Annotated in this window: 17 protein-coding genes and 1 pseudogene; 11 read left to right on the top strand and 7 right to left on the bottom strand. The window is 72.3% G+C overall.

All coding sequences use genetic code 11. The annotated features are described in order from the left end of the window. Positions 1–133: 133 nt before the first annotated feature. Together IEY86_RS28445 and IEY86_RS28440 are read left to right on the top strand one after the other, a co-directional pair. On the top strand, positions 134–1,051 hold the full coding sequence (locus IEY86_RS28445) for a hypothetical protein (protein WP_189134753.1): 918 nt from the start codon (positions 134–136) through the stop codon (positions 1,049–1,051). Positions 1,052–1,102: 51 nt separating this feature from the next. Beyond that, positions 1,103–5,869, top strand: coding sequence for a hypothetical protein (locus tag IEY86_RS28440; RefSeq protein WP_189134752.1), 4,767 nt, complete (start codon positions 1,103–1,105; stop codon positions 5,867–5,869). Positions 5,870–5,891: 22 nt separating this feature from the next. Here the strand turns inward: IEY86_RS28440 and IEY86_RS28435 are convergent, their stop codons facing one another. After that, on the bottom strand, positions 5,892–6,323 hold the full coding sequence (locus tag IEY86_RS28435; RefSeq protein ID WP_189134751.1) for a hypothetical protein: 432 nt from the start codon (positions 6,321–6,323) through the stop codon (positions 5,892–5,894). 965 nt (positions 6,324–7,288) lie between these two features. Between IEY86_RS28435 and IEY86_RS28430 the strand changes: the two genes are divergently transcribed. The 4 genes from IEY86_RS28430 to IEY86_RS28415 are packed head-to-tail and all read left to right on the top strand — an operon-like array spanning position 7,289 to position 11,344. Further along, entirely contained in the window at positions 7,289–9,922 is a 2,634-nt protein-coding gene (locus IEY86_RS28430) for a sensor histidine kinase (RefSeq protein ID WP_189134750.1), read from the top strand. Continuing rightward, a complete protein-coding gene (locus tag IEY86_RS28425) occupies positions 9,919–10,335 on the top strand; it encodes a roadblock/LC7 domain-containing protein (RefSeq protein ID WP_189134749.1) in 417 nt (138 codons plus the stop codon). Before IEY86_RS28430 ends, IEY86_RS28425 begins: the two co-directional genes overlap by 4 nt. A gap of 9 nt (positions 10,336–10,344) precedes the next feature. Beyond that, entirely contained in the window at positions 10,345–10,743 is a 399-nt protein-coding gene (locus IEY86_RS28420; RefSeq protein ID WP_189134748.1) for a DUF742 domain-containing protein, read from the top strand. After that, the gene (locus IEY86_RS28415; RefSeq protein WP_189134747.1) at positions 10,724–11,344 is read left to right on the top strand and encodes a GTP-binding protein; all 621 of its coding nucleotides are present in this window, start codon (positions 10,724–10,726) and stop codon (positions 11,342–11,344) included. Before IEY86_RS28420 ends, IEY86_RS28415 begins: the two co-directional genes overlap by 20 nt. A gap of 269 nt (positions 11,345–11,613) precedes the next feature. Here IEY86_RS28415 and glpK read toward each other — a convergent pair whose 3' ends face one another. The 4 genes from glpK to IEY86_RS28395 all read right to left on the bottom strand — a co-directional run bounded on the left by glpK (position 11,614) and on the right by IEY86_RS28395 (position 16,041). Continuing rightward, positions 11,614–13,125 carry a glycerol kinase GlpK gene (glpK, locus tag IEY86_RS28410; protein ID WP_189134746.1) on the bottom strand — a complete coding sequence of 504 codons (1,512 nt, stop codon included), beginning with the start codon at positions 13,123–13,125 and terminating at the stop codon, positions 11,614–11,616. A gap of 286 nt (positions 13,126–13,411) precedes the next feature. After that, positions 13,412–14,125, bottom strand: coding sequence for an MIP/aquaporin family protein (locus IEY86_RS28405; RefSeq protein ID WP_189134745.1), 714 nt, complete (start codon positions 14,123–14,125; stop codon positions 13,412–13,414). 177 nt (positions 14,126–14,302) lie between these two features. Beyond that, a complete protein-coding gene (locus IEY86_RS28400; RefSeq protein WP_189134790.1) occupies positions 14,303–15,589 on the bottom strand; it encodes a lipid-transfer protein in 1,287 nt (428 codons plus the stop codon). After that, positions 15,586–16,041 (bottom strand): Zn-ribbon domain-containing OB-fold protein, encoded by a 456-nt coding sequence (locus tag IEY86_RS28395; RefSeq protein ID WP_189134744.1) that lies wholly within the window; start codon positions 16,039–16,041, stop codon positions 15,586–15,588. The genes IEY86_RS28400 and IEY86_RS28395 overlap by 4 nt, the downstream gene beginning before the upstream one ends. Before the next feature lie 618 nt (positions 16,042–16,659). Between IEY86_RS28395 and IEY86_RS28390 the strand changes: the two genes are divergently transcribed. From IEY86_RS28390 to IEY86_RS28380, 3 genes and pseudogenes are all read left to right on the top strand, one after another. Then, the gene (locus tag IEY86_RS28390) at positions 16,660–17,262 is read left to right on the top strand and encodes a hypothetical protein (RefSeq protein WP_189134743.1); all 603 of its coding nucleotides are present in this window, start codon (positions 16,660–16,662) and stop codon (positions 17,260–17,262) included. A gap of 31 nt (positions 17,263–17,293) precedes the next feature. Continuing rightward, positions 17,294–18,052 carry a bestrophin-like domain gene (locus tag IEY86_RS28385; RefSeq protein WP_189134742.1) on the top strand — a complete coding sequence of 253 codons (759 nt, stop codon included), beginning with the start codon at positions 17,294–17,296 and terminating at the stop codon, positions 18,050–18,052. Positions 18,053–18,164: 112 nt separating this feature from the next. Next, positions 18,165–18,746 (top strand): annotated as a pseudogene (locus IEY86_RS28380) (Tn3 family transposase); the annotation flags it as partial. A gap of 44 nt (positions 18,747–18,790) precedes the next feature. On the opposite strand, the gene map reads toward IEY86_RS28380, so the two are convergent. Next, positions 18,791–19,573 carry a type I methionyl aminopeptidase gene (gene map, locus IEY86_RS28375; protein WP_189134741.1) on the bottom strand — a complete coding sequence of 261 codons (783 nt, stop codon included), beginning with the start codon at positions 19,571–19,573 and terminating at the stop codon, positions 18,791–18,793. 63 nt (positions 19,574–19,636) lie between these two features. Between map and IEY86_RS28370 the strand changes: the two genes are divergently transcribed. Both IEY86_RS28370 and IEY86_RS28365 read left to right on the top strand, forming a co-directional pair. Further along, the gene (locus IEY86_RS28370; protein ID WP_189134740.1) at positions 19,637–19,942 is read left to right on the top strand and encodes a helix-turn-helix domain-containing protein; all 306 of its coding nucleotides are present in this window, start codon (positions 19,637–19,639) and stop codon (positions 19,940–19,942) included. Between the two features lie 253 nt (positions 19,943–20,195). Then, positions 20,196–20,501, top strand: coding sequence for a recombinase family protein (locus IEY86_RS28365; RefSeq protein ID WP_444545854.1), 306 nt, complete (start codon positions 20,196–20,198; stop codon positions 20,499–20,501). A gap of 8 nt (positions 20,502–20,509) precedes the next feature. Here the strand turns inward: IEY86_RS28365 and IEY86_RS28360 are convergent, their stop codons facing one another. Further along, the gene (locus IEY86_RS28360) at positions 20,510–20,869 is read right to left on the bottom strand and encodes an Mpo1-like protein (RefSeq protein ID WP_189134739.1); all 360 of its coding nucleotides are present in this window, start codon (positions 20,867–20,869) and stop codon (positions 20,510–20,512) included. Positions 20,870–20,953 lie beyond the last annotated feature (84 nt).

The raw sequence follows: 20,953 nt of genomic DNA, 5'->3' as shown, positions 1-20,953 counted from the left end.
CTGCGGGCACGCTCGGGCCCGGCACTCGCGCACACGCCGCGGAGGCACAGACCGCAGATCAGCACACCGCGGGGGCATACACCGCGGAGGCACAGACCGCAGATCAGCACACCGCAGGGAGGGAGGCACGACCGTGAACGACACCGCAGATCCGCACACCGCTGCCGAGCAGGACAGGTACGCGGACCGGCACGACGAGCACGACACCGGCGCGCGGCCCCCCGGGGCCGGGGCCGTCACCCCGGCCGACGCCGCGGACGCCTCCCGGCTGGTCTCGTTCGGACTCCAGCCCAAGCTGCTGCCCGCCCGCGACCTCGAGTACGCCGAGCTCATCCGCCGCCACCGCGACGACCCCGCCTTCGCCCGCCTCGCCGACGCCGTGGCCACCGGTCTCGGCCTCGTCGTCCTCGAGGTCTCGGCACGCGCGGGAATGGCGCTGGCCGCAGCCGAGGACTCCGTCTTCTCCGTGCGCATGGGCGACTACTCTCGCCGCGCCGCCTCGGACTCCACCGACCGCTTCCTGCACGGCCTGGCGCATCTCGCGGTGGCGGCGATGGCGTTCCCGCGCCCCGAGGACCTCGCCGACGACGGCTACATCGGACGGATCACGGTCAACGGCGTGGACTCGTTCGTCCGCCAGGCCTGCCGCCGCCTGGAGGAGCGTGCCGAGGAGGCGGGGGAGAACACCGACCCGGCCTCCGACGCCCCCGGCCTCGAAGCCGCCTGGCGGGTCTACACCCGGCGCAGCGCCACCGGCGCCACCAAGGACGCCCGGCGCCTGTCCGGCTCCACCATAGGAATCATCGGCAAGGCGGTCGCCTTCCTCGTGGATTCGGGCTTCCTGCAGAAGACCGCCGACGACGCCGGCGGCACCTACCGCACCACCGCCCGCTACCAGTTGCAGGTCCGCGACCTCGCGAGCAGCGCCGCCATGGCCGAACTGCTCGAACTCGGCGTCGTCCCGGTCAGTGACGGCACCGCCGCTCTGGCACCCGCGGACGACAGCGACGAGCTGGTCGCCGACGCCGGCCTGCCCTTCCACTCCCACTAGCCCCACCGCCGACCCACCAACCAGCCCACTCCGACTGGCGAGAAGACACACATGTACGAGCTGTCCCGGGTACGCCTGTACTCCATCGGACCAGCCGGCGCACGCTACGCCGACACGGTCCTGGACCTGCGCGGAGTCGGCGAACCCGTGGCGGAGCCGGCGCCGCTCCAGGTCGACCTGTTCGGTGAGGAGCCCTCCGGCCCCCGGCGGCGGCCCGCCCCCGCGGGTGTGCTCTTCCTGGAGAACGGCGGCGGCAAGTCCGTCCTGCTCAAGCTGATCTTCTCCGTGATGCTGCCCGGCCACCGCAACACCCTCGGCGGCGCCAGCTCCGGAGTGCTGCGCAAGTTCCTGCTCGCGGACGACTGCGGCCATGTCGCCCTGGAGTGGCAGCACACCCTCACCGGCGAACTCGTCGTCGTCGGCAAGGTCAGCGAGTGGCGCGGCCGCCAGGTCTCCTCCGACCCCCGCAAGTTCGCCGAGAGCTGGTACTCCTTCCGGCCGGGCCCCGGCCTGACCCTGGACTCGCTGCCGGTCGCCGAGGCCGCGGGCATCGCCGTGCCCTCACCGGACGGCAGCCCCACCACCGCGCGAGGCCGCCGCCGCACGATGAAGGGCTTCCGTGACGCCCTCACGGAGGCCGGACGGGCGTACCCCCATCTGGACATCGTCTGGGAAGAGATCCACGAGCGCTGGAACGAGCACCTGGGCGCCCTGGGCCTGGACCCCGAACTCTTCCGCTACCAGCGGGAGATGAACGCCGACGAGGGCGAGGCCGCCGGCCTGTTCGCGGTGAAGAACGACTCCGACTTCACCGACCTTCTCCTGCGGGCCGTCACCGACACCCGTGACACCGACGGGCTCGCCGACCTCGTCCACGGCTTCGCCAACAAGCTGGGCCGCCGCGCCGAGCTCACCGCCGAACGGGACTTCACCGCGGGCTCGCTGGAACTGCTCAGCCGTATCGTCGAGGCCACCGCCGCCCGCGACGGCTCCCGCGAGATCCACACCCTCTCCGAGCGCCGCGCCCGCCAGCTCGCCCGCAGGCTCACCGCACGGGCCGGTGAGGAACGGGCCAGGGCCGCGCACCTGGAGGAACAGGTCGCCACCGCCGCCGAAGCCGTCGCCGAGGCCGACTCCCGACGCGCCCACGCGGCGCTCATCGCCGCCGAACTCGCCCACCGCCACGCCTCGCTCGCTCTCGGCTCCGCCGAGAAGGACGCCGCCGCGCTGCGCCGGGAACTGGCCGACGCCCGCACCGCCCATTCCGCCTGGCAGGCCGCCGAGTCCGTCCTGCGCCACCGCGCCGCCGCCGACCGCTCGGCCCGGGTGGCCGCCGCGATCCAGGAGGCCGAGCGGGACGCGGCCCCCGCCCTCGCCGCGCGTGCCAAGGCGGCGGCCGAGCTGGTGCGTGCCCTGGACTGCGCCGCCGAGGCGGCCGAGGAGGCGGCCGACGCCGAGGAGGAGCGCGCGTCCGCCCTGCAGACCGGCTCCGAGACCTCCCACCGAGACGCCACCGCCGCGGCCACGGCAGCGCAGAAGGCCCGCAGCGAGGCCGAGCATCTGCGCCAGCGCCTGGCCGAGGTCGGACAGGAGACCGCGGAGGCCGTGCGCGCGGGCTGGCTCGACGACACCGCGCCCGACGCGGACCCCGCTCGCGCGGCGCTGGAGGCCGCGGAGAACAGCCGGGCCGCGGAAGCCGCTTGGGAGCAGGCCAGGGCCGCCGCCGACGAGGCGGGAGCCCGCAGCCGCGAGGCAGCGGGTGCGCAGGCACGCGCGGACCTGGCCTCGGCCCGCGCCGCCGACGCCCTCGCCGCGGCCAGGGCCGCCCGCGCCGCTGAGCTGCGCGCCACCCGCGCCCTCACCGACGACGAACGCCTCACCGAACTCCTCGGCCTGGCGGCACGGCGGCCGGCCCCCGGCGTGGGCATCCCGGCGGCCAGGACCAGCCCGGAGCCGGGCGGCCCCCCGGCCGCGCCGGCCCCGGGCGACGGGGAGGCCAGTACGGGCGGGCAGGCCGATACAGAGGCCACTGCGTCCGGGGCCTCCCCCCGGACCCATGGCGACGACACGGCGCTCACCCCCGAGCTCCTCGACTCCGCCGCCGAGGACCTGCGGGAGCTGCTGGACGACGTGGTCGCCCGCGCCGAGCGGCAGCTGTTCGACCTGCGTACCGGCGCCGCGGAGGACTCCCGCATCCTCGCCGCGCTCGGCGACGGCGGACTGCTGCCGCCCGGACCCGATGTGCTGGCCACCGTGGAGTATCTGGGCGAGCACGGCATCCCCGCCCTGCCCGGATGGCGCTATCTCGCCCAGGCCGTCGATCCCGTCGACCACGCCGCCGTGCTCGCCGCCCGCCCCGAGCTCGTCGACGGCGTCGTCGTCACCGATCCCTCCACCTACCGCCGGGCCCGTGAGGTCCTGTCGACCGCCGCGTTGCTGCCCCGCAGCGCGGTCGCCGTCGGTACCAGCGCCGCCCTGCTCGCACCGCCTCCGCCGTCGGTCGGCAGCGGCGAACCGGAGGTGTTCCTCGTCCCGCCGAACCCGGCGATGCACGACGAACTCGCCGCCGACGACGAGCGCCAGGCCCTGCGCACCCGGGCCACCGGACGCGAGGAGGAGATCCGCGCGCTCGCCGCCCGGCTCTCCGCCGACCGGGCCCTGGCCGGGCGCCTGGCCTCGTGGCGCGCCGCCTGCCCGCCCGGCCGCCTCGCCGAGTCCGCGCTGGCCGTCGAACAGGCCCGCACGGCCGCCGCCGACGCGCATGAGCAGCTGGCCGCCGCACGCGCCGACGCAGCCGACGCGGAACAGGCCGCGGCCGACGCGCTGGTGGTGCGTGAACAGCGCCAGGAGGCAGCCCAGCGGGCCCGCCGCCGCGCCGACGCCCTCGCGGGGCTCGCCCACCGGCTGCGTGAGCGCGCCAACTGGACCCGCCGCACCCGTGAACTCAGCCAGGACAGCGCCGAGGCCGAGGCCCGCGCGGCCGCCTGCCTCGCCCGCGCCCGCGCGGCCGACGAGGACCGGCGCGCGGCGCAGCGCGCGGCCGACGACGCCCGCCGCACCGCCCGTACCCTGCGCGCCGAACGGGCCGAGATCGCCGGCGCCGCCGACAGCGCTGACCGCACCGGCACCGACGAGCCGCCCCGTGCCTCGCTGCCCGCCCTGCGCGAGGCGTACCGGGCGGCCTCCCAGCTCTACGAGAAGGTCGGCGTGGGCGCCGACCTGCGCGCCGAACAGGCCCGCGCCGAGAGCGCGGAGAGCGCCGCGCGCGCCGAGCTGGACCGGCTGACCAACAAGGTCCGCACCCGCGCCGCCGGCCTGCTCGAGGGTCCCGACGGGGCCGACGGCCCGTCACGCCAGGCCGCCGCCGCCCGTGTCGAGACCCTGATGCAGACCATTGAGAGCCGCGCGTCGGCGGCGAGTGAGCAACTGGGCCGTCTGCGGGCCGAGGCCGAACGCCACGCGCCCGCCCACGGCGACGCCCACACCGAGCTTCCCGAAGACCTGCTCCCGAGCGACACCGAGCACGCCCAGACGCTCCTGCGCGCCGCCACCGGCAGGCTCGCCGAGTGCACCGACGCCCACGAGGCCGCATGTGCCGAGCACACCGAGCTGGTGCGGGCCGGCCACGCCGCCGAGGACCGCGCTTCGGGGTTCGACGAGGTGGCGGCGCTCCTGCGCGATCTGCTGCGCGACGGCCCGCACTCCTGGGCACAGGGGGAGGACGGGGTCCCGGAGGCCGGGCCCTATCCGGGCGACCTGGCGGCCGCGCGGGCCGCCGCGGCCGAGGCCCGCCGCTCCCTGCGTGGCTGCGCCGCGGACCTGTCGGCCGCCGAATCGGCCGTCAGGGAAGCCTGCGACATCCTCATCAGGCATGCCAACGCCGCCCGCTACGAGCAGGTGCGCACCCCCGCGCGCCAGCAGATCAGGGAACTGCCGGCCGCCTCGCTGCCCGATCACGCCGCCGCGTGGGCCGCCGCGTTCGCGCCGCGCCTGAGAGTGCTGACCGACGAGCTGGAACAGCTCATGCGCAACCGCGACAGCATCGTCGACCGGCTGCGCGGCCTGGTGGAGGCGTCCCTGGACACCCTGCGCTCGGCGCAGCGGCTGTCCCGTCTGCCGGAGGGGCTGGGGGAGTGGTCGGGGCAGGAGTTCCTGCGGATCCGCTTCGAGGACCCGGACCGGGCCACGCTCACCGAGCGCCTCGGCGAGGTCATCGACGAGGCCACCCGCGCGGCGGTCAAGAAGAGCGGCCCGGGCCAGAAGGCGGACTGGGGACGCCGTGACGGCATGTCCTTGCTCCTGCGCGGAGTGCATGCCGCGCTCGCTCCCAGGGGCGTGGCGGTGGAGATCCTCAAACCGGACGCCGTGCTTCGTGCCGAGCGGGTGCCGGTGGGCCAGATGGGCGACGTGTTCTCCGGAGGGCAGTTGCTCACCGCGGCGATCGCCCTGTACTGCACGATGGCCGCGCTGCGCAGCAACGACCGCGGGCGGGACCGGCACCGCCACGCGGGCACGCTCTTCCTGGACAACCCCATCGGCCGGGCCAACGCCGCCTACCTGCTGGAGCTCCAGCGCTCCTTCGCGGACGCGCTGGGAGTGCAGCTGATCTACACGACGGGGCTGTTCGACACCACCGCGCTGGCGGAGTTCCCGCTCGTCGTGCGCCTGCGCAACGACGCGGACCTGCGCGCGGGGCTGAAGTACATCAGCGTCGAGGAGCACCTGCGGCCCGGACTGCCGGTCCAGGAACCCGGGGAGGAAGTGGTGCACGGCGAGATCACCGCGACCCGGATGTTCCGCAGGCCTCCCGAACGATGAAGCGGGCGGCTGTCGCGGCGGGTCAGGCGGCCCGGGACGACAGGTGCTGCGGGGAGCCCGTGGCGCGGCCCTCGTGCGAGCGGCGGGCGAGGCCGAGGTGTCCGCGCGCGGGACGGGCGGCGCTGCTGGGAGTGGACACCACCCCGTGGCGTTGGACGTGCACCTGCCGGGTCACCCACACATCGAGCACCGCCCAGGTGGCCACTATCGTGCTCACCACGGCGGCGAGCGTCGCCGGAGCGGCGATCCAGGACCCGCCGAGCGTGCCCAGCACCGCGACATTGACCTCGATCAGCGTGACCGCCCCGATCAGGAACGCGCGGACAGCGGACCGGCGTACGGGATCCGCCATGCGCTGCCTGCCGACGCGCTCCTCCTCCCACAGGGTCCCCCGGCCCTGTCCCTGATTGACGAAGGCACGATCCAGTGCCTCGCCTTCCTGCACCACACTCATGACTCAACCCCCATGATTCGCAATCGACACGGACAGGTCGTCCCGACTCGGTACACCCTGCCCGGAACCCAGGACTCCATTCCGGAAGTGCCGCGATCCCCTCGCCGGGTCTCCCCACCCCTGAACCGAAGATCCCCCGTATGGCTCGCGCGGACGTCTCATCCGGCCTCGAACAGCGAGGTCGATGGGTACGGCCCTCACTTGATCCGACGGGTGAATCGCCCCGAGGGTTCCCGCGGCGGCGCGCAAAAGCGCTCATCCGGCCCGCGCCGATGGGCCGCTGTCCGCCGCCGTCCGCCCCGCCGTGCCCCTGCCCGCGCTCCGGGCCCGGGCCGCGCGGACGGCCGCGCGGACGGCAATGCGGACGGCAATGCGGACACTTCGGGCAGTGAGTCGGTCCGTGGTCACGGCGCGGTGTCCGGATATCGCCCCTCGGCGCGGTGCTCCCGTATCCGGCAGGCGTGAATCGGCGTCCGCGCGCGGGGGGGAGCTGTCGTCGTGTGCCGGCTTGTCCGGCTGTGGCGGATGCGGTGTCCGGGGGCCCGCACCCCGGTCCCACCAGGGCGGGCTCCCGGCCGCGCTCCTGTACAGGCCAGCCGTGCGCGAAGGCGCAGCGGCCATGGCCTGAAGCGGTCCTCCGGCCATGGCCGCACAACGGCACGGACGCGGCTTTTGCGTGCCCGCGCACCCGTGCGGACACGTTTCAGCGCGGTGTGACCCGGCGCCATCACGAACCGTGTACCGAATAATTACAGTCAGAGTTGCGTCCGTACCCATTCAACGGTCAATCAAAACACGGTGGATCGGGGCGGGGATGTCCGGAGATCACAGGACAATTGGCCATGTTGCGTACCACTTGACGTGCTCAAATAGCGCCGGAACAGGCTTCGATGCGTTCATCGGTCAGTAGTAAGCTCGCGCCGTTTGATAACCCCCTGTCCCGGCATGAAGGTTGTACGCAGACGATGCGCTCTCGCGGGAGATCGATCCGCCGGAAGATCGTGGCACTGCTGTCGGTGCCCCTGGTGTCCCTCGTGGCCGTGTGGGCCGTCGCGGCGGTCGACGCGGCCGAAGAGGTCATGGGCATCACGGACGTCAAGGCCATGAACAAGACGTTCGGCCGCCCGCTCGACGGCCTGATGGCGACCATGCAGTCCGAACGGCGCGACGCGCTGCTCTACCTCGCCGACCCCCGGCACCGCGGAGCCCTCGACGACCTGCGCCGGGCCCAGGACAGCACCGACCGGAGCCGGGAGGTGCTGCTCGCCGCCGCGAGGAACCCCGACGACCGCTCGATGCTCAACTCCGGCCAGCGAAGGCGCCTGGACTCCCTCAAGACCGAGCTCAACGGGCTCGACGGGCTGCGCCAGCAGGTCAGCTCGCGCGAGATGACCCGTGCCAAGGCGTTCGACGGCTACTCGCGGATCATCGACGGAGGCTTCCTCCTCTTCGCCGACCTCAACGCCGGCATCAACGACAAGCTCGCCAAGCACATACGCACCATCGTCAGCGTCAGCCGGGCCCAGGACGCCGTGACCCGCGAGGACGCCCTCGCCTCCGCGGCACTGGCCTCCGGCCGCATGTCGGGACCCGAATTCCGGTACCTGTCCGACGCGGTGGCCGAACAGCGCGTGCTGCTGCGCATCCATGTCCCCGAACTCCCGCTGCCCGCCGACCGCAAGGCGTACAGGGACTTCACCGCGAGTGCCAACGGCAGGGCGCTGCACGACATGGAGGAGTCCCTGATCAGCGCGGGCGCGGGCGGCGCGCCCCGCGCGGTCGACGCCGAGCGCTGGACCTCCACGCTGGCCGCCGCCGGCAAGGACCTCACCCGGATCAAGATGGCGAGCGTGGGCCGCTTCACCGACCGCTCCCAGGCGTACGAGGACCGCACCAACATCTACGCCGCCGCCGTCATCGTCCTCGGTCTGATCGCCGTCCTCGCGTCTCTCGTCATCTCCTTCCGTATCGGCCGCAACCTCGTGCGCGACCTCACCCGGCTGCGCAAGGCCGCCCTGGAGCTGTCGGGCAACCGCCTGCCGCGCGTCATGCGCCGCCTCGCCTCCGGTGAGGAGCTGGACGTCGAGGCGGAGATCCCGCCCATCGCGTTCCGCGAGGGCCACGACGAGGTCAGCCAGGTCGGCCAGGCGTTCAACGACGTCCAGCGGGCCGCCGTCGAAGCGGCCGTCAAACAGGCCGAGATGCGCCGCGGGGTCTCCGAGGTCTTCGTCAACCTCGCCCGCCGCAGCCAGGTACTCCTCCACCGCCAGCTCACGCTCCTCGACACCATGGAGCGCCGCACCGAGGACGCCGAGGAACTCGCCGACCTGTTCCGCCTCGACCACATGACCACCCGTATGCGGCGGCACGCCGAGGGCCTGGTCATCCTCTCCGGCGTCGCCCCGGCCCGCGCCTGGCGCAACCCCGTCATGCTCATCAACGTGGTCCGCGCCGCCGTCGCCGAGGTCGAGGACTACGAGCGCGTCGAGGTCCGCCGCATGCCCCGTGTGGCCCTTACGGGCGGCGCGGTCGCCGACATCACCCACCTCGTCGCCGAACTGGTCGAGAACGCCACGGTGTTCTCCCCGCCCCACACACATGTCCAGGTCCACGGCGAGCAGGTGGCCAACGGCTTCGTCCTCGAGGTCGACGACCGCGGCCTCGGGATGCCCGCCACCACGCTCCTCGAGGCGAACCAGCGCCTCGCGGAGACACCGGAGTTCGAGCTCTCCGACACCGACCGGCTCGGCCTGTTCGTGGTCAGCCGCCTCGCACAGCGCCATGGCGTGCGGGTCTCCCTGCGCCAGTCCCCCTACGGCGGCACCACCGCCGTCGTCCTCATCCCCAACTCCCTGCTGACCGAGAGCCCGTCGTCCTCGACCACCGCCGAGCGCAGGGCTCCCGGCGCGGCCGGCGAGGCGGACTACGACGAGGACGAGGGCTTCGACGAGGCTCCCGCCATGCGGACCCGGGCGGCCTTCCGCGAATGGGGGCTCGGCCCGGTCGACGCCCCCGCCGAGGCCGCGCCCGTCCCCACGGCCCGCCAGGAGCAGCGGGAGGTGCAGCCCGTCTCCGCGCAGGCCCGCGAGGACGGCCCCGGGGAGCGCACGGCCGACCGCACACCGGGAGGGCTGCCGCGCCGCCGCCGCTCCCCGGTCCTCGTCGCGGACCGCGGCCGTACCGTCGAGGGCGCGCCCCCCGCCCGCTCCGAGTCTCGGCACGCCCGGACCGAGCCCGCTCCCGACCACGGCCAGGCCTCCGCGTCCGCCGACCCCGCACTGCCCAGCGCCCGGCCGGGCGCGGGCAGCAACGAGTACGGGCTGCCCCGGCGAGTGCGCCAGGCGAACCTCGCACCGCAGCTGCGCGCGGCCCAGGCCGAAGCGGCGGCAGCGGCCCAGGAGGCCCCGCCCGCTCGGGAGCGTTCGGCCGACGAAGTACGGTCCCGGATGGCGTCGTTCCAGCGTGGGTGGCAGCGCGGACGCAACGCCACCGAAGACACCGAGGACGCAGAAGGCGGCCCACACGGGGACCGGGCCGACTCCACGGACGGCCCGGGCGTGACGTCACCACGATCCAGTACAGAAAGGGACGGTCGATGACCGCATCGGCGAATCCGACGGGGGAGCTGAACTGGCTTCTCGACGACCTCGTTTCGCGCGTCAGAAACATCCGCAAGGCCCTAGTGCTCTCCAGCGACGGGCTGGCCACCGGCGGATCACAGGGTCTGTCACGTGAGGACGCCGAACACCTGGCGGCCGTCGCCTCCGGATTCCACAGCCTGGCCAAGGGGGTCGGGCGGCACTTCAAGGCGGGCTCGGTCCGTCAGACCATGGTCGAACTCGACGACGCCTTCCTCTTCGTCACCGCCGCGGGCGACGGAAGCTGCCTCGCCGTACTCGCCGACGCCGAAGCGGACGTCGGCCAGATCGCCTACGAGATGACACTTCTCGTCAAGCGGGTCGGGGCCCATCTGGCCACCGCCCCGCGAGACGGCATACCGACAGGGGGGTGACACCGGCTCATGGCATCAGACGCGGACACACGATGGTACGACGACGAGGCCGGAGCGGTGGTACGGCCTTACGCGATGACCCGTGGCCGCACCAGAAGCGCGGCCGAGGAGAAGCTCGACCTGATCGCCCTGGTCCTCGCCGAGGCCGGTGGGACCGGCGACATCGAGGACCTGCCCGACCTGACGCTCACCCCTGAGCACCTCGACATCATCGAGGTGTGCACGGCCGAGGCGATGTCCGTCGCGGAACTCGCGGCGGAGACCGACCTGCCCGTGGGTGTGGTCCGGGTGCTCGTCGGCGACCTGATGCACGCGGAACTGGTCCGTGTCAGCCGCCCCGTCCCCCCGGCCCAGCTTCCCGACGAGAGGATCCTGCGCGAGGTGATCAATGGTCTTCGGGCGCTCTGACCGACGCCGGCAAGAACCGGAGCAGGCGCCCGTGGCGCTCAAGATCCTGGTCGCGGGCGGCTTCGGCGTGGGCAAGACCACCCTCGTCGGAGCGGTCAGCGAGATCAAGCCGCTGCGCACCGAGGAGGCGCTCAGCGCCGCCGGTGAGCCGGTCGACGACACCGCGGGGGTCGAGCAGAAGACCACCACCACGGTGGCCATGGACTTCGGGCGCATCACCGTCCGCGAGGGGCTCGTCCTCTACCTGTTCGGCACCCCGGGCCAGGACCGTTTCTGGTTCCTGTGGGACGAGTTGGCGCAGGGGGCGCTGGGCGCCGTGGTCCTGGCCGACACCCGCAGGCTCGAGGACTGCTTCGCCGCGGTGGACTACTTCGAGCGGCGGGGGATCCCGTTCGCCGTCGCGGTCAACTGCTTCGAGGGAGCCCGCAGCTTCCCGGCGGAGGCCGTACGGGACGCCCTCGACCTGGACGAGCACGTGCCCGTGGTCGCGTGCGACGCCCGCGAGCGGGAGTCCGCCAAGGAAGTGCTCATCGCCGTGGTCGAGCACGCCCTGCGGCGCTCGGCCGAGGCACGCGCCTCCGAGCCGGTTCCCGCCCCGTAGGCGGCCATCTCCTACGCCCACAGCGGCACCGACGGCAACGGCAGAACGGACCTCGTCTCCGGCGACACCCCAACCGTCTCCGGCTCAACGCGGGCACCGGCACGGCACGTTCGCCAACGCGTCGAGGCCGGGGACGCCACGTACTGGAAGCACTGGGCGTCCATCGCCTCACCGGGCATGCCATGCGGCGCGCCCGCCACCCGCACGCGGAACGTGCGGGCGGCGGGCGCGACCGTCGCGAGTTCCCGGGCCGTGGGCCCGGACCGGCCCTACTGTTCGTCGTCGTCGAGCCAGCCGAAGCTGCGCTCCACGGCCTTGCGCCAGTTGCGGTACTCCCGCTCGCGCACCGACGCGTCCATGCGCGGCGTCCACTCCGCCGCGCGCTTCCAGTTCGCCCTCAGCGCGTCCAGGTCCGGCCAGAATCCGACCGCGAGACCGGCCGCGTAGGCCGCGCCCAGGCACGTCGTCTCCGCGATTATCGGCCGGATCACCGGCACGTCCAGCACATCCGCCTGGTGCTGCATCAGCAGATTGTTCGACGTCATACCGCCGTCGACCTTCAGTGAGGTCAGCTGCACCCCCGAGTCCTGGTACATCGCGTCCACCACCTCGCGGGTCTGCCACGACGTGGCCTCCAGCACGGCCCGTGCCAGATGGGCCTTGGTGACGTACCGGGTCAGCCCGGTGACCACACCCCGGGCGTCACCGCGCCAGTAGGGCGCGAACAGACCGGAGAACGCGGGCACGATGTAGGCCCCGCCGTTGTCCTCCACGCTGCTCGCCAGCGTCTCGATCTCGGCCGCGGTGCTGATGATCCCCAACTGGTCGCGGAACCACTGCACCAGTGCGCCGGTGATCGCGATGGCCCCTTCCAGGCAGTACACCGGGGCCTCGTTGCCGATGCGGTAGCCCATGGTGGTCAGCAGGCCGCTCTTGGACGGCACCGGCCGGTTGCCGGTGTTGAGCAGCAGGAAGCTGCCCGTTCCATAGGTGTTCTTCGCCTCGCCCACGTCGTAGCAGGTCTGCCCGAAGATCGCCGCCTGCTGGTCGCCGAGCGCGGAGGCGACGGGCACACCGGCGAGCTGCCCGGTGCCCGTGCCGTACACCTCCGAGGAGGAGCGGATCTCGGGGAGGATCGCCTCGGGCACGTTCATCGCCTCGAGGATGGCCGGGTCCCACTGGAGGGTCTCCAGGTTCATCAGCATGGTGCGCCCGGCGTTGGTGACGTCGGTGACGTGGACACCGCCGTCGGTGCCGCCGGTGAGGTTCCAGATCAGCCAGGAGTCGATGGTGCCGAACGCGATCTCGCCGTTCTCCGCGCGGCGCCGCAGCCCGGGCACGTTGTCCAGGAGCCAGGCGGCCTTCGGACCGGAGAAATAGCTGGCGAGGGGCAGTCCCGTGGCGTCGCGGAAGCGGTCCTGCCCGGCGTCCCCGCCGAGCTGGGTGCACAGCGAGGCGGTACGGGTGTCCTGCCAGACGATCGCGTTGTGCACCGGCTTGCCGGTGGCGCGGTCCCACAGCACGGTGGTCTCGCGCTGGTTGGTGATGCCGAGTGCCTTGAGCTGGTCCGCCCGGATGCCGGCCTTGGCGAGGGCCCCCGCCACCACGGCCTGCGTCTTGGACCAGATCTCGGTGGCGTCGTGCTCCACCCAGCCGGGCTTGGGGAAGAGCTGGCGGTGCTCGCGCTGGTCGACGGCCACGGTGCGGCTGTCGGCGGCGAAGATGATGCAGCGGCTGGAGGTCGTTCCCTGATCGATGGCGGCGACGAACGAATCGGTCATGTCAGCCTCACTGGCTTGGTCGAGCCGGTCGGATCGTGCGAGAGCCGGCCCTACGAGGTCGGGAAGAGGACGTCGAGTAAGAGGACGGCTGGTCGAGGCGGTCGAGTCGAGGCGGTCGAGTCGGGGAGGTCGAGTCGGGGACGTCGGAGCGGGAACTTCGGGACGGGCCTGGAGCCGGGGCCTTGGAGCCGGGCCTTGGAGATGGGGGCTTGGAGCCGGGGCCTTGGAGACGGGGGCTTGGCTTGGAGCCGTGGGCTCGGAGACGGGATTCGGAACGGACGGGATCTCAGAATGCCGCGTTGAACAGCCCAGCCGCAGCCGCCGCCCCGATGAGTGGCCCGGCGACCGGAATCCAGGAGTAGCCCCAGTCGGAGGTGCCCCTGCTGTGCGGGAGCAGGGCGTGTACGACACGCGGCCCTAGGTCGCGGGCAGGGTTGATGGCGTAGCCCGTCGGCCCGCCGAGGGACAGGCCTATCCCGACGACGAGGAACGAGACGATGAGCACACTGGTGCCGCTCTCGCCGAGCCCCTTGGTCAGGCCGAACGCCAGGACGCCGAGGACCAGGGCGAAGGTGGCGATGATTTCGCTGACCAGGTTCTGCCAGGTGTTCCGGATCTCCGGGATGGTGGAGAAGATGCCGAGCGTGTCGTCCTCCTCGTTGGCGGCGAACTGCCCGTAGTACACCAGCCAGGCCAGGGCCGCGCCGATCATGGCGCCGAGGAACTGCCCGAGCAGGTAGTAGACGACCTGGTCCCAGTCCCCGGTGTCGATGGCGATGCCCAGCGTCACGGCGGGGTTCAGATGGGCACCCGACAGGGGAGCCGCGATGTAGGCCCCCGACAGCACGCCGAAGCCCCAGCCGAAGGCGATGACGATCCACCCGGAGGCACGTGCCTTGGAGTGTTTGAGGGTGACGGCGGCGCACACGCCGGCACCGAAGAGGATCAGGATGGCCGTGCCGATGGTCTCCCCGATGAACACGTCTGCGTTGGAGTGCATGGCGGCTCCTTGTGTCCTGGCCCGCCCCCGCCCGGGGGCCGTGTGGGCGGACGGCAGCGCGGGAGCACCAGGGCGCGGACAGCCTGGCGCCCTGCGCCGGAGTGCGCTGACGCCGACTGACTCCGCAAGAGTGTTCCCCCGCCCAGATATGCCGTCAAGGACACGAACACCGCAACGTCAGCGCACGACAACCACGGACGAACCGTGACCGAACAGCCCCTGGTTCGCGGTGAGGGCGACCCGGGCGCCCTCGATCTGCCGGTCCCCGGCCTGCCCCCGAAGCTGGCGCACCGCCTCACACACCTGAGCGATTGCCTGAGCGGGCACCGCCTCGCCGAACGAGGCCAGACCTCCGCTGGGGTTGACCGGAATCCGCCCGCCGAGGCCCGTCGCGCCCTCCCGCAGAAGCCTCGCCGCGTCCCCGGGCGGGCAGAGCCCGATGTCCTCGTACCACTGGAGCTCCAGCGCGGTCGACAGGTCGTAGACCTCCGCCAGGTCCAGGTCCTCGGGCCCCGCCCCCGCCTCCTCGTAGGCGGCGGCCGCGATCGACGCCCGGAACCCTGCCCGATCGGGCTCCGTTCCCGCATGGACCGTTCCCGCGTGGTCCCTTCCCGCCTGGACCGCTCCCGTGCGGACTGTGCCTGCGCCATCCTTTCCCGTACCGGCCGCCGGGTCGGTGCCCGCGGCGGAGTCGGTGGCGAAGTCCGGCAGTTCCAGCACGGTCTGGGGGAAGCGCGGGGTGACGGTGGAGACCGCCGTGATCCACACCGGGTGGGCCGTGTGCCGCCGCGCGAACTCCATGCTCGACAGCACCAGGGCCGCCGCCCCGTCGGAGGTCGCGCAGATGTCGAGCAGCCGCAGCGGGTCGGCGACCACCGGGGAGGCGGCCACCTCGTCGGCGGTGACGGCCCTGCGGTAACGGGCGCAGGGGTTGGCCGCTCCAGCCGCCGCGTTCTTCACCTTCACCAGCGCGAAGTCCTCGGCCGTGTCGCCGTGGACCGCCATGCGGCGCCGTGCGTAGAGGGCGAAATAGGCGGGGTTGGTGGCGCCGAGGATGCGGAAGCGCAGCCAGTCGGGGTCGTCCGCCCGCTCGCCCCCGGCGGGTGCGAAGAACCCCTTGGGCGCGGCGTCCGCGCCCACCACCAGGGCGACATCCGCCATCCCGGCGAGGATGTGCGCCCGTGCGGTGTTCACGGCTTGGGCCCCCGACGCGCAGGCGGCGTAGGAGCTGGACACCCTCGCCCCCTGCCACCCCAGGGCCCGGGCGAAGGCGGCACCCGCGACGTGGCCGGGGTAGCCGCCCCGCACGGTCTGCGCGCCGCACACCAGCGTCACCCGTGTCCAGTCCAGACCCGCGTCGGCCAGCGCTTCCCGCGCCGCGGCCACCCCGTACTCGGTGAAGCCGCGCCCCCACTTCCCCCACGGATGCATCCCCGCTCCGAGCACCGCCACATCGCCGGTCACGGCCGCGCTCCCACCGGACGCCAGTGCCAGGTGGTCCACACCCGCTCGTCGTCCTCGTTCAGCACCCCCGGAACCACCTCGACCTCCATTCCGACGGCCAGGTCCGCCACGGTGATCCCCGGGACCGCCTGGCCGAGCACGACCATCCGCTCGGCCGCCAGCTCGACGGCGACGAGCGTGTACGGCTCCCACTCCCGCGCCGGATCCGAGACGTACGGGGCGGGCGGCCGGTACCGCCCGTCGGTGAACGACCACACCCGGCCGCGGGGTGAGAGCGGCACCTCCAGCAGGCGGGTACCGCAGCAGGCGGGGTTGCGGCAGAAGTCGTCCTCGCGGGGGAAGAACACCGCCGAGCAGTCGGCGCACCGGGTGCCCAGCAGCCGGAAGTCCTCTGGGCGTTCGGGCTCCTCGGTGAACCACCCGGCGACCACCGGTGTGCGCGCGCGTCCCACAGTGCCTCCCGGTCAGCTGCCTGACGATCCGTCAGAAAGTGTGGCACGCGAAGCCGTGCGGCGGAACCGGGCCCGCGCACTCACCCCGGTCCTCGCTCCCGCCCGGCCCGCTTCGGAAGTCAGCGGACATCGGGATTCAAACCTCGAGTGATCCTTTCGGGGGAATGGCCGGCGGAACTCATTCCCCGACCGCTCCGGCGGCCGACCATCGTGGTCGTGAACGCATGGGATGGGGTGGGACCGCCTCTGCGGCGGCTGTCCGTTGCGGCCATCGCGGCCGCCGTCGTTGTGCTCGGGGCTCCGGCGGCGGCCACGGCCGCGCCCGGGGACGGGGTGGGATGGGGCGGGGGAAGCGCAGTGGGATGGGGAGGGGGAAGCGCAGTGGGATCGGGCGGGGGAAGCGCAGTAGGTGTGGGCGGGAGAAGCGCAGTTGGCGTGGGTGGGGGACCGCCTTCGCGAATCTCCCCCGGAACGCCTGCGCGCCCGTTCCGCGGAAGGCCCGCTCGAACGACGGGCCATGCGGTCGCTCCCCAGCCCCGTCGCACCGCAGCGCCACCGGTGCCCGGAAGGGTCACGGGGACGGTCACTCGTGACGGGCGGGTGAAGGTCTCCGTGCGCGTGCCCAAGCCGCTGCCCAGCGGTGTCGCCGGGGTGTCCCGCAAAGGTGTGGCCGGGGTGGTGGTGCCGGACGGCGGGCCCGGGCGTCTGTGTGTGTCGCCGGACGGCTGCGCGGGGCGCCACCACCGCCTCGAGGTGCGCAATGGCGGCGACAGCGTCGTCGCGGACGTCGTGGGCGGGCGCTGCCCGCATGCCTCATTGAATGTGACGAGCAGTCAGGGAGCCCATGTCGAGCTCTCCTGGGGCAGGCCGTGCGGGCGGCCCCCTGCGCCGAGTCCCGCGAAACCGGCACCGAAGCCGAATCCGGCGAAGCCCGCTCCACCGAAGCCGCGGGCCCCCGCGGCCGTCGTGGCGCCACCGCCCTCCCTTCCTCCGCCGCCCAAGCCCAGCCATCGACCGGCCCCGATCGTCGCGGTCGAGCCCCCGGCTCCGCACCACCACTTGCGACGGGCCTATGTGCCCCCGCCGGGCAGGAAGCCGACCCGCGGCACATCGCTCGTCACCATGACCCTGCTCCTCGTAGCGCCCGCCGTGCTCGCGGCCGCCGCGTTCCGTCCCCGCTCGCGCGGCGGCGCGGGAGCTCGTGGATCCGCCAGGTCGTGACCCGTGTCCCGTTCGATCCTCGGAGGTGCCCATGTCCGAATGGCTGGTCCTGACCCTGGCGATGGTCGCCGCCTGCGCCGTCGTGCTCGTTATCACGGTGCTCAAACAGCGGCGGATCGGAGATGACGACGACCCCTCGCAGACTCCCGACGTCATCGAGTACATGACGATGATGATCGGCGTGGTGTACGCCATCGTGCTCGGCCTCGCCATCGCCGGGGTGTGGGAGGCGCGCGGCGCCGCCCAGGACGGCGTCCGCCGTGAGGCGCAGGCGCTGTATGAGGTGAGTGCGCGGGCCCAGGCGTACCCGCCCCAGGTGCGCGACCGCATCCGCCGGGACGTCGACGCCTATGTGGGGTACGTCGTCCACAAGGAGTGGCCGATCATGGCGGCCGAGGACCGGCTCTCCGACCGGGGGGCCGAACTGCTGGGCCGGGTGCGGCGCGACGTCATCGCCTACAAACCCGCCGACGACCATGAGTCGCAGTCCTACCAGCCGATCGTCGACCAGGTCGCGGTGGCCGACGACGCCCGCAACGCTCGCGGGCAGAGCGTGGGGGCCACCATGCCGGGTGTGGTCTGGTTCGGCCTCATCGCCGGGGCGCTCGTGACCGTGGGGCTGATCTTCACCCTGCAGATCCGCCGCTCCCCGAGGGAGCTGTTGCTGGCGGGGCTGTTCAGTGCGCTGATCGCGTTCCTGCTCTTCCTGATCTGGGACTTCGACGCCCCCTTCGAGCGCGGCATCAACGCGGCCTCCACGCCCTTCATCGACCTCTTCCCCGGGCTCTAGGCCGGGCCACGCGCCCGGAGCTGGAGCGGTTCTCCTTCCTCGACGATGACGACCGTGACCTGATCGCGCTGCGTCGTACGGACGCGCACCGGTTGGGCATGGCGGTGCACATCTGCACGGCTTCCGCTTCGCCCAGCGCTTCCGCGACCTCCAGGACCAGAGGCTCTGGCGGGCCGACCTGCCCGACGGGAAGGTGCCGGCCGCCGGGTACGGACCGCTGGAGGCTGTCGCCTGCAACAAGGTGAACCTCAAGCGGATCGCCACGCACTGGCCGGACATGCTTCGCGTCGCGGGTCGCTCATCACGAACCAGGTCCGTGCCTACGACCTGCTGCGGATGTTCGGCCGTGAGGGCCACCCGACCCCGCTCGGCGCCGCGTTCGCCGAGTACGGCCGGATCGACAAAGCCATGCACCTGCTCGCCCTGGTCGACCCGGTCGACGACACCTACCGCCGCTTGCCTGGTCCTCAACGCTGTCGTCCTGTGGAACACCCGCTACCTGGATGCCGCCGTCGCCCAGCTCCGCGCCGAGGGCCACGACATCAAGGACGAGGACGTGGCCCGCCTCTCCCCTCTCAAGGACCGGCACATCACCTTCCTGGGCCGCTATCTGTTCAACATCAAGGCCGGCGGACCCGGTCAGGGACTGCGCCCCTTCCGGGACCCGGAGGCTGTCGGGGACGACGAGGATTGACGGCGGCGCACCCGGCCCGCTGGGCCTCTCGTTACAGCGCCCTCTCATGCTCGTGCCTGCGTGGGCAGGGTGAGAATTTCGGCTCCGTTGCCGGTGATGGCGATGGTGTGCTCGCTGTGCGCGGTCCGGCAGCCTGTCGCGCTGCGCAGCGTCCAACCGTCGGCGTCGGTGACGAGTGTGGCAGTGTCGCCCATGACCCAGGGCTCCAGGGCGAGCAGCAGTCCGGGGCGCAGCTTGTATCCGCGGCCTGGCCGTCCGGTGTTCGCGATGTGGGGGTCCTGGTGCATGGTCGAGCCGATGCCGTGGCCTCCGAACTCGGTGCTGATCGGGTAGCCCGCCTCACTGAGGACCGTGCCGATGGCATGGGAGAGATCACCGATGCGCGCCCCAGGCTTGGCGGCGGCGATGCCGGCGGCGAGCGCACGTTCGGTCGTCTCGATCATCGCGACGCTCTCCGCCGGCCTGGCTTTGCCCACCAGAAAGCTGATCGCGGCGTCCGCGGCCACTCCGCCCCTGGCTACGGCGAGGTCGAGAGTCAGCAGATCCCCGTCCGCCAGCGTGTAGTTGTGGGGCCGCCCGTGGAGCACTCCGTCGTTGACGGCCGTGCAGATGTAGTGCCCGAACGGGCCGCGCCCGAAGGAGGGTGCGTAGTCGACGTAGCAGGACTGCGCTCCCGCCTCGGTGATCATCTCTTTGGCCCACTGGTCGATGTCCAGCAGGTTCGTCCCGACCGTGCTGCGCTGCTTCAGTGTGTGCAGGATGTTTCCGACCAGAGCGCCGGTGTCCCTCGCCCGCTCAAGCCGCGCGGAGTTCAGGATCTCAATCATGGGGGACCTCTCATGTGTCCAATAACTATCCCGGTATAACTGTACTGGTATTAGAATGGGGTCATGGTCAGGTTGCCGCTCACCCCCGCCGAGGTAGAACGCGGACAGCGCCTTGGCGCCCTGCTCCGCCGAGCCCGGGGCTGCCGCTCGATGCTGGACGTGGCGCTCGCTTCGCGCATCTCGCCGGAAACCTTGCGGAAGATCGAATCCGGCCGTGTGGCCACGCCCGCCTTCCCGACCATCGCAGCGATCGCCGACACCCTCGGCCTGTCTCTCGACGCCGTCTGGGCCGAGATCAACCGGGCGGAGCGAACCGTCGAGGATCAGTCGGCCCTGCCTGTCGCACGGCGTCCATCGCTGGTTCCGTAACACCCCTTCATCGAGGTCTTGGAGCGGATGGCCATGGATCCCTTCGACGGTCAGATCGGAGCAGCCGCGAAGCAGCTCCTCGACCTCTTGGCGAGCAAGCAGCCTCCGGAGGAGCGCTGACTCCTGCCGGTGGTGAGCGCGGTGTGCCACCGGCTGCCGGGTCGTCAAAGACCTTCGTTCGTTTTCTGAAGATCACGCTGCGGGGCCGCCCGGACGCCGCAGAGCCTTCGAAAACCCCTTCCTCCGTCCGGAGCTGAAGGCGTGTCACGCTTTCCTCGACGCGGGCGACGCCCTCGTGGTCCCCTCGCTCGACCGCTACGGCCGCAGCCTCCAGGACCTCATCAACATGGTCGCCGAACTACGCGAGCGAGGCATCGGCTTCACCTCGCTGCACGAGAACCTGGACACCACCACCCCCGGCGGACGGCTCGTCTTCCACGTTTTCGCGGCTCTCGCGGAGTTCATCTTCTGTACCGCAACTACTCGTGCCCGTAGGCCTTCGGTAGTCAGGTTTCCAGGTGCTCGAGCGTGCCTGGCGGCTCGGGCGAGCCCCGCTTGACCGGCCCCTCAATCGTCCCCGTGCTCCGCGAGCCACTTGGCGGCGGTCTCGGCCAGCTCGTGATCGCGTCCCGCGAGCATCGTGGTGATCATCTTGGCGTCTCCGCGCAGCGACCACAGGGGATGGCCGAAGGTCGCGGGGTTGTTGCCCTCGATCCAGAAGTGGGCGGGCCAGGCCGTGCCGTAGCCGATGACCGGTAGGCCGAGCATGAGCCGGCGCCGCCGCTTGACCAGCCCGTAGGCGCTGACCGTGAGCCCGGTCAGGGTCCCCGTCAGATGAACCCACCTGGTCGCCGCCTTGGAGTGCATCGCCACGTAGTAGGGCCAGAACTCCTCGAACGACTCGAACTCCCGCTGCTGCTTCGCCATGCCCTCACGGTAGTTGGCGCGGTGCCCGCCGTCAGCGCCCCGGGCGGCCGGAAGTGGGCTGAAGCACTCCGGAGCGGTCGGCTG

Source organism: Wenjunlia tyrosinilytica, from assembly GCF_014646055.1.
In the GTDB taxonomy this organism is placed as follows: Bacteria; Actinomycetota; Actinomycetes; order Streptomycetales; family Streptomycetaceae; genus Wenjunlia; species Wenjunlia tyrosinilytica.
This window is presented reverse-complemented; position numbering and strand designations above follow the sequence as displayed.

What these genes read in the sequence shown, in the direction of transcription:
- IEY86_RS28440 (WP_189134752.1), top strand. Translation starts at nt 1,103, where the DNA reads ATGTACGAGCTGTCCCGGGTACGCCTGTACTCCATCGGACCAGCCGGC.
- IEY86_RS28435 (WP_189134751.1), bottom strand. Translation starts at nt 6,323, where the DNA reads ATGAGTGTGGTGCAGGAAGGCGAGGCACTGGATCGTGCCTTCGTCAAT.
- IEY86_RS28360 (WP_189134739.1), bottom strand. Translation starts at nt 20,869, where the DNA reads ATGGCGAAGCAGCAGCGGGAGTTCGAGTCGTTCGAGGAGTTCTGGCCC.
- glpK (WP_189134746.1), bottom strand. Translation starts at nt 13,125, where the DNA reads ATGACCGATTCGTTCGTCGCCGCCATCGATCAGGGAACGACCTCCAGC.
- IEY86_RS28370 (WP_189134740.1), top strand. Translation starts at nt 19,637, where the DNA reads ATGGTCAGGTTGCCGCTCACCCCCGCCGAGGTAGAACGCGGACAGCGC.
- IEY86_RS28415 (WP_189134747.1), top strand. Translation starts at nt 10,724, where the DNA reads ATGGTCTTCGGGCGCTCTGACCGACGCCGGCAAGAACCGGAGCAGGCG.
- IEY86_RS28430 (WP_189134750.1), top strand. Translation starts at nt 7,289, where the DNA reads ATGCGCTCTCGCGGGAGATCGATCCGCCGGAAGATCGTGGCACTGCTG.
- IEY86_RS28420 (WP_189134748.1), top strand. Translation starts at nt 10,345, where the DNA reads ATGGCATCAGACGCGGACACACGATGGTACGACGACGAGGCCGGAGCG.
- IEY86_RS28405 (WP_189134745.1), bottom strand. Translation starts at nt 14,125, where the DNA reads ATGCACTCCAACGCAGACGTGTTCATCGGGGAGACCATCGGCACGGCC.
- map (WP_189134741.1), bottom strand. Translation starts at nt 19,573, where the DNA reads ATGATTGAGATCCTGAACTCCGCGCGGCTTGAGCGGGCGAGGGACACC.
- IEY86_RS28385 (WP_189134742.1), top strand. Translation starts at nt 17,294, where the DNA reads ATGTCCGAATGGCTGGTCCTGACCCTGGCGATGGTCGCCGCCTGCGCC.
- IEY86_RS28425 (WP_189134749.1), top strand. Translation starts at nt 9,919, where the DNA reads ATGACCGCATCGGCGAATCCGACGGGGGAGCTGAACTGGCTTCTCGAC.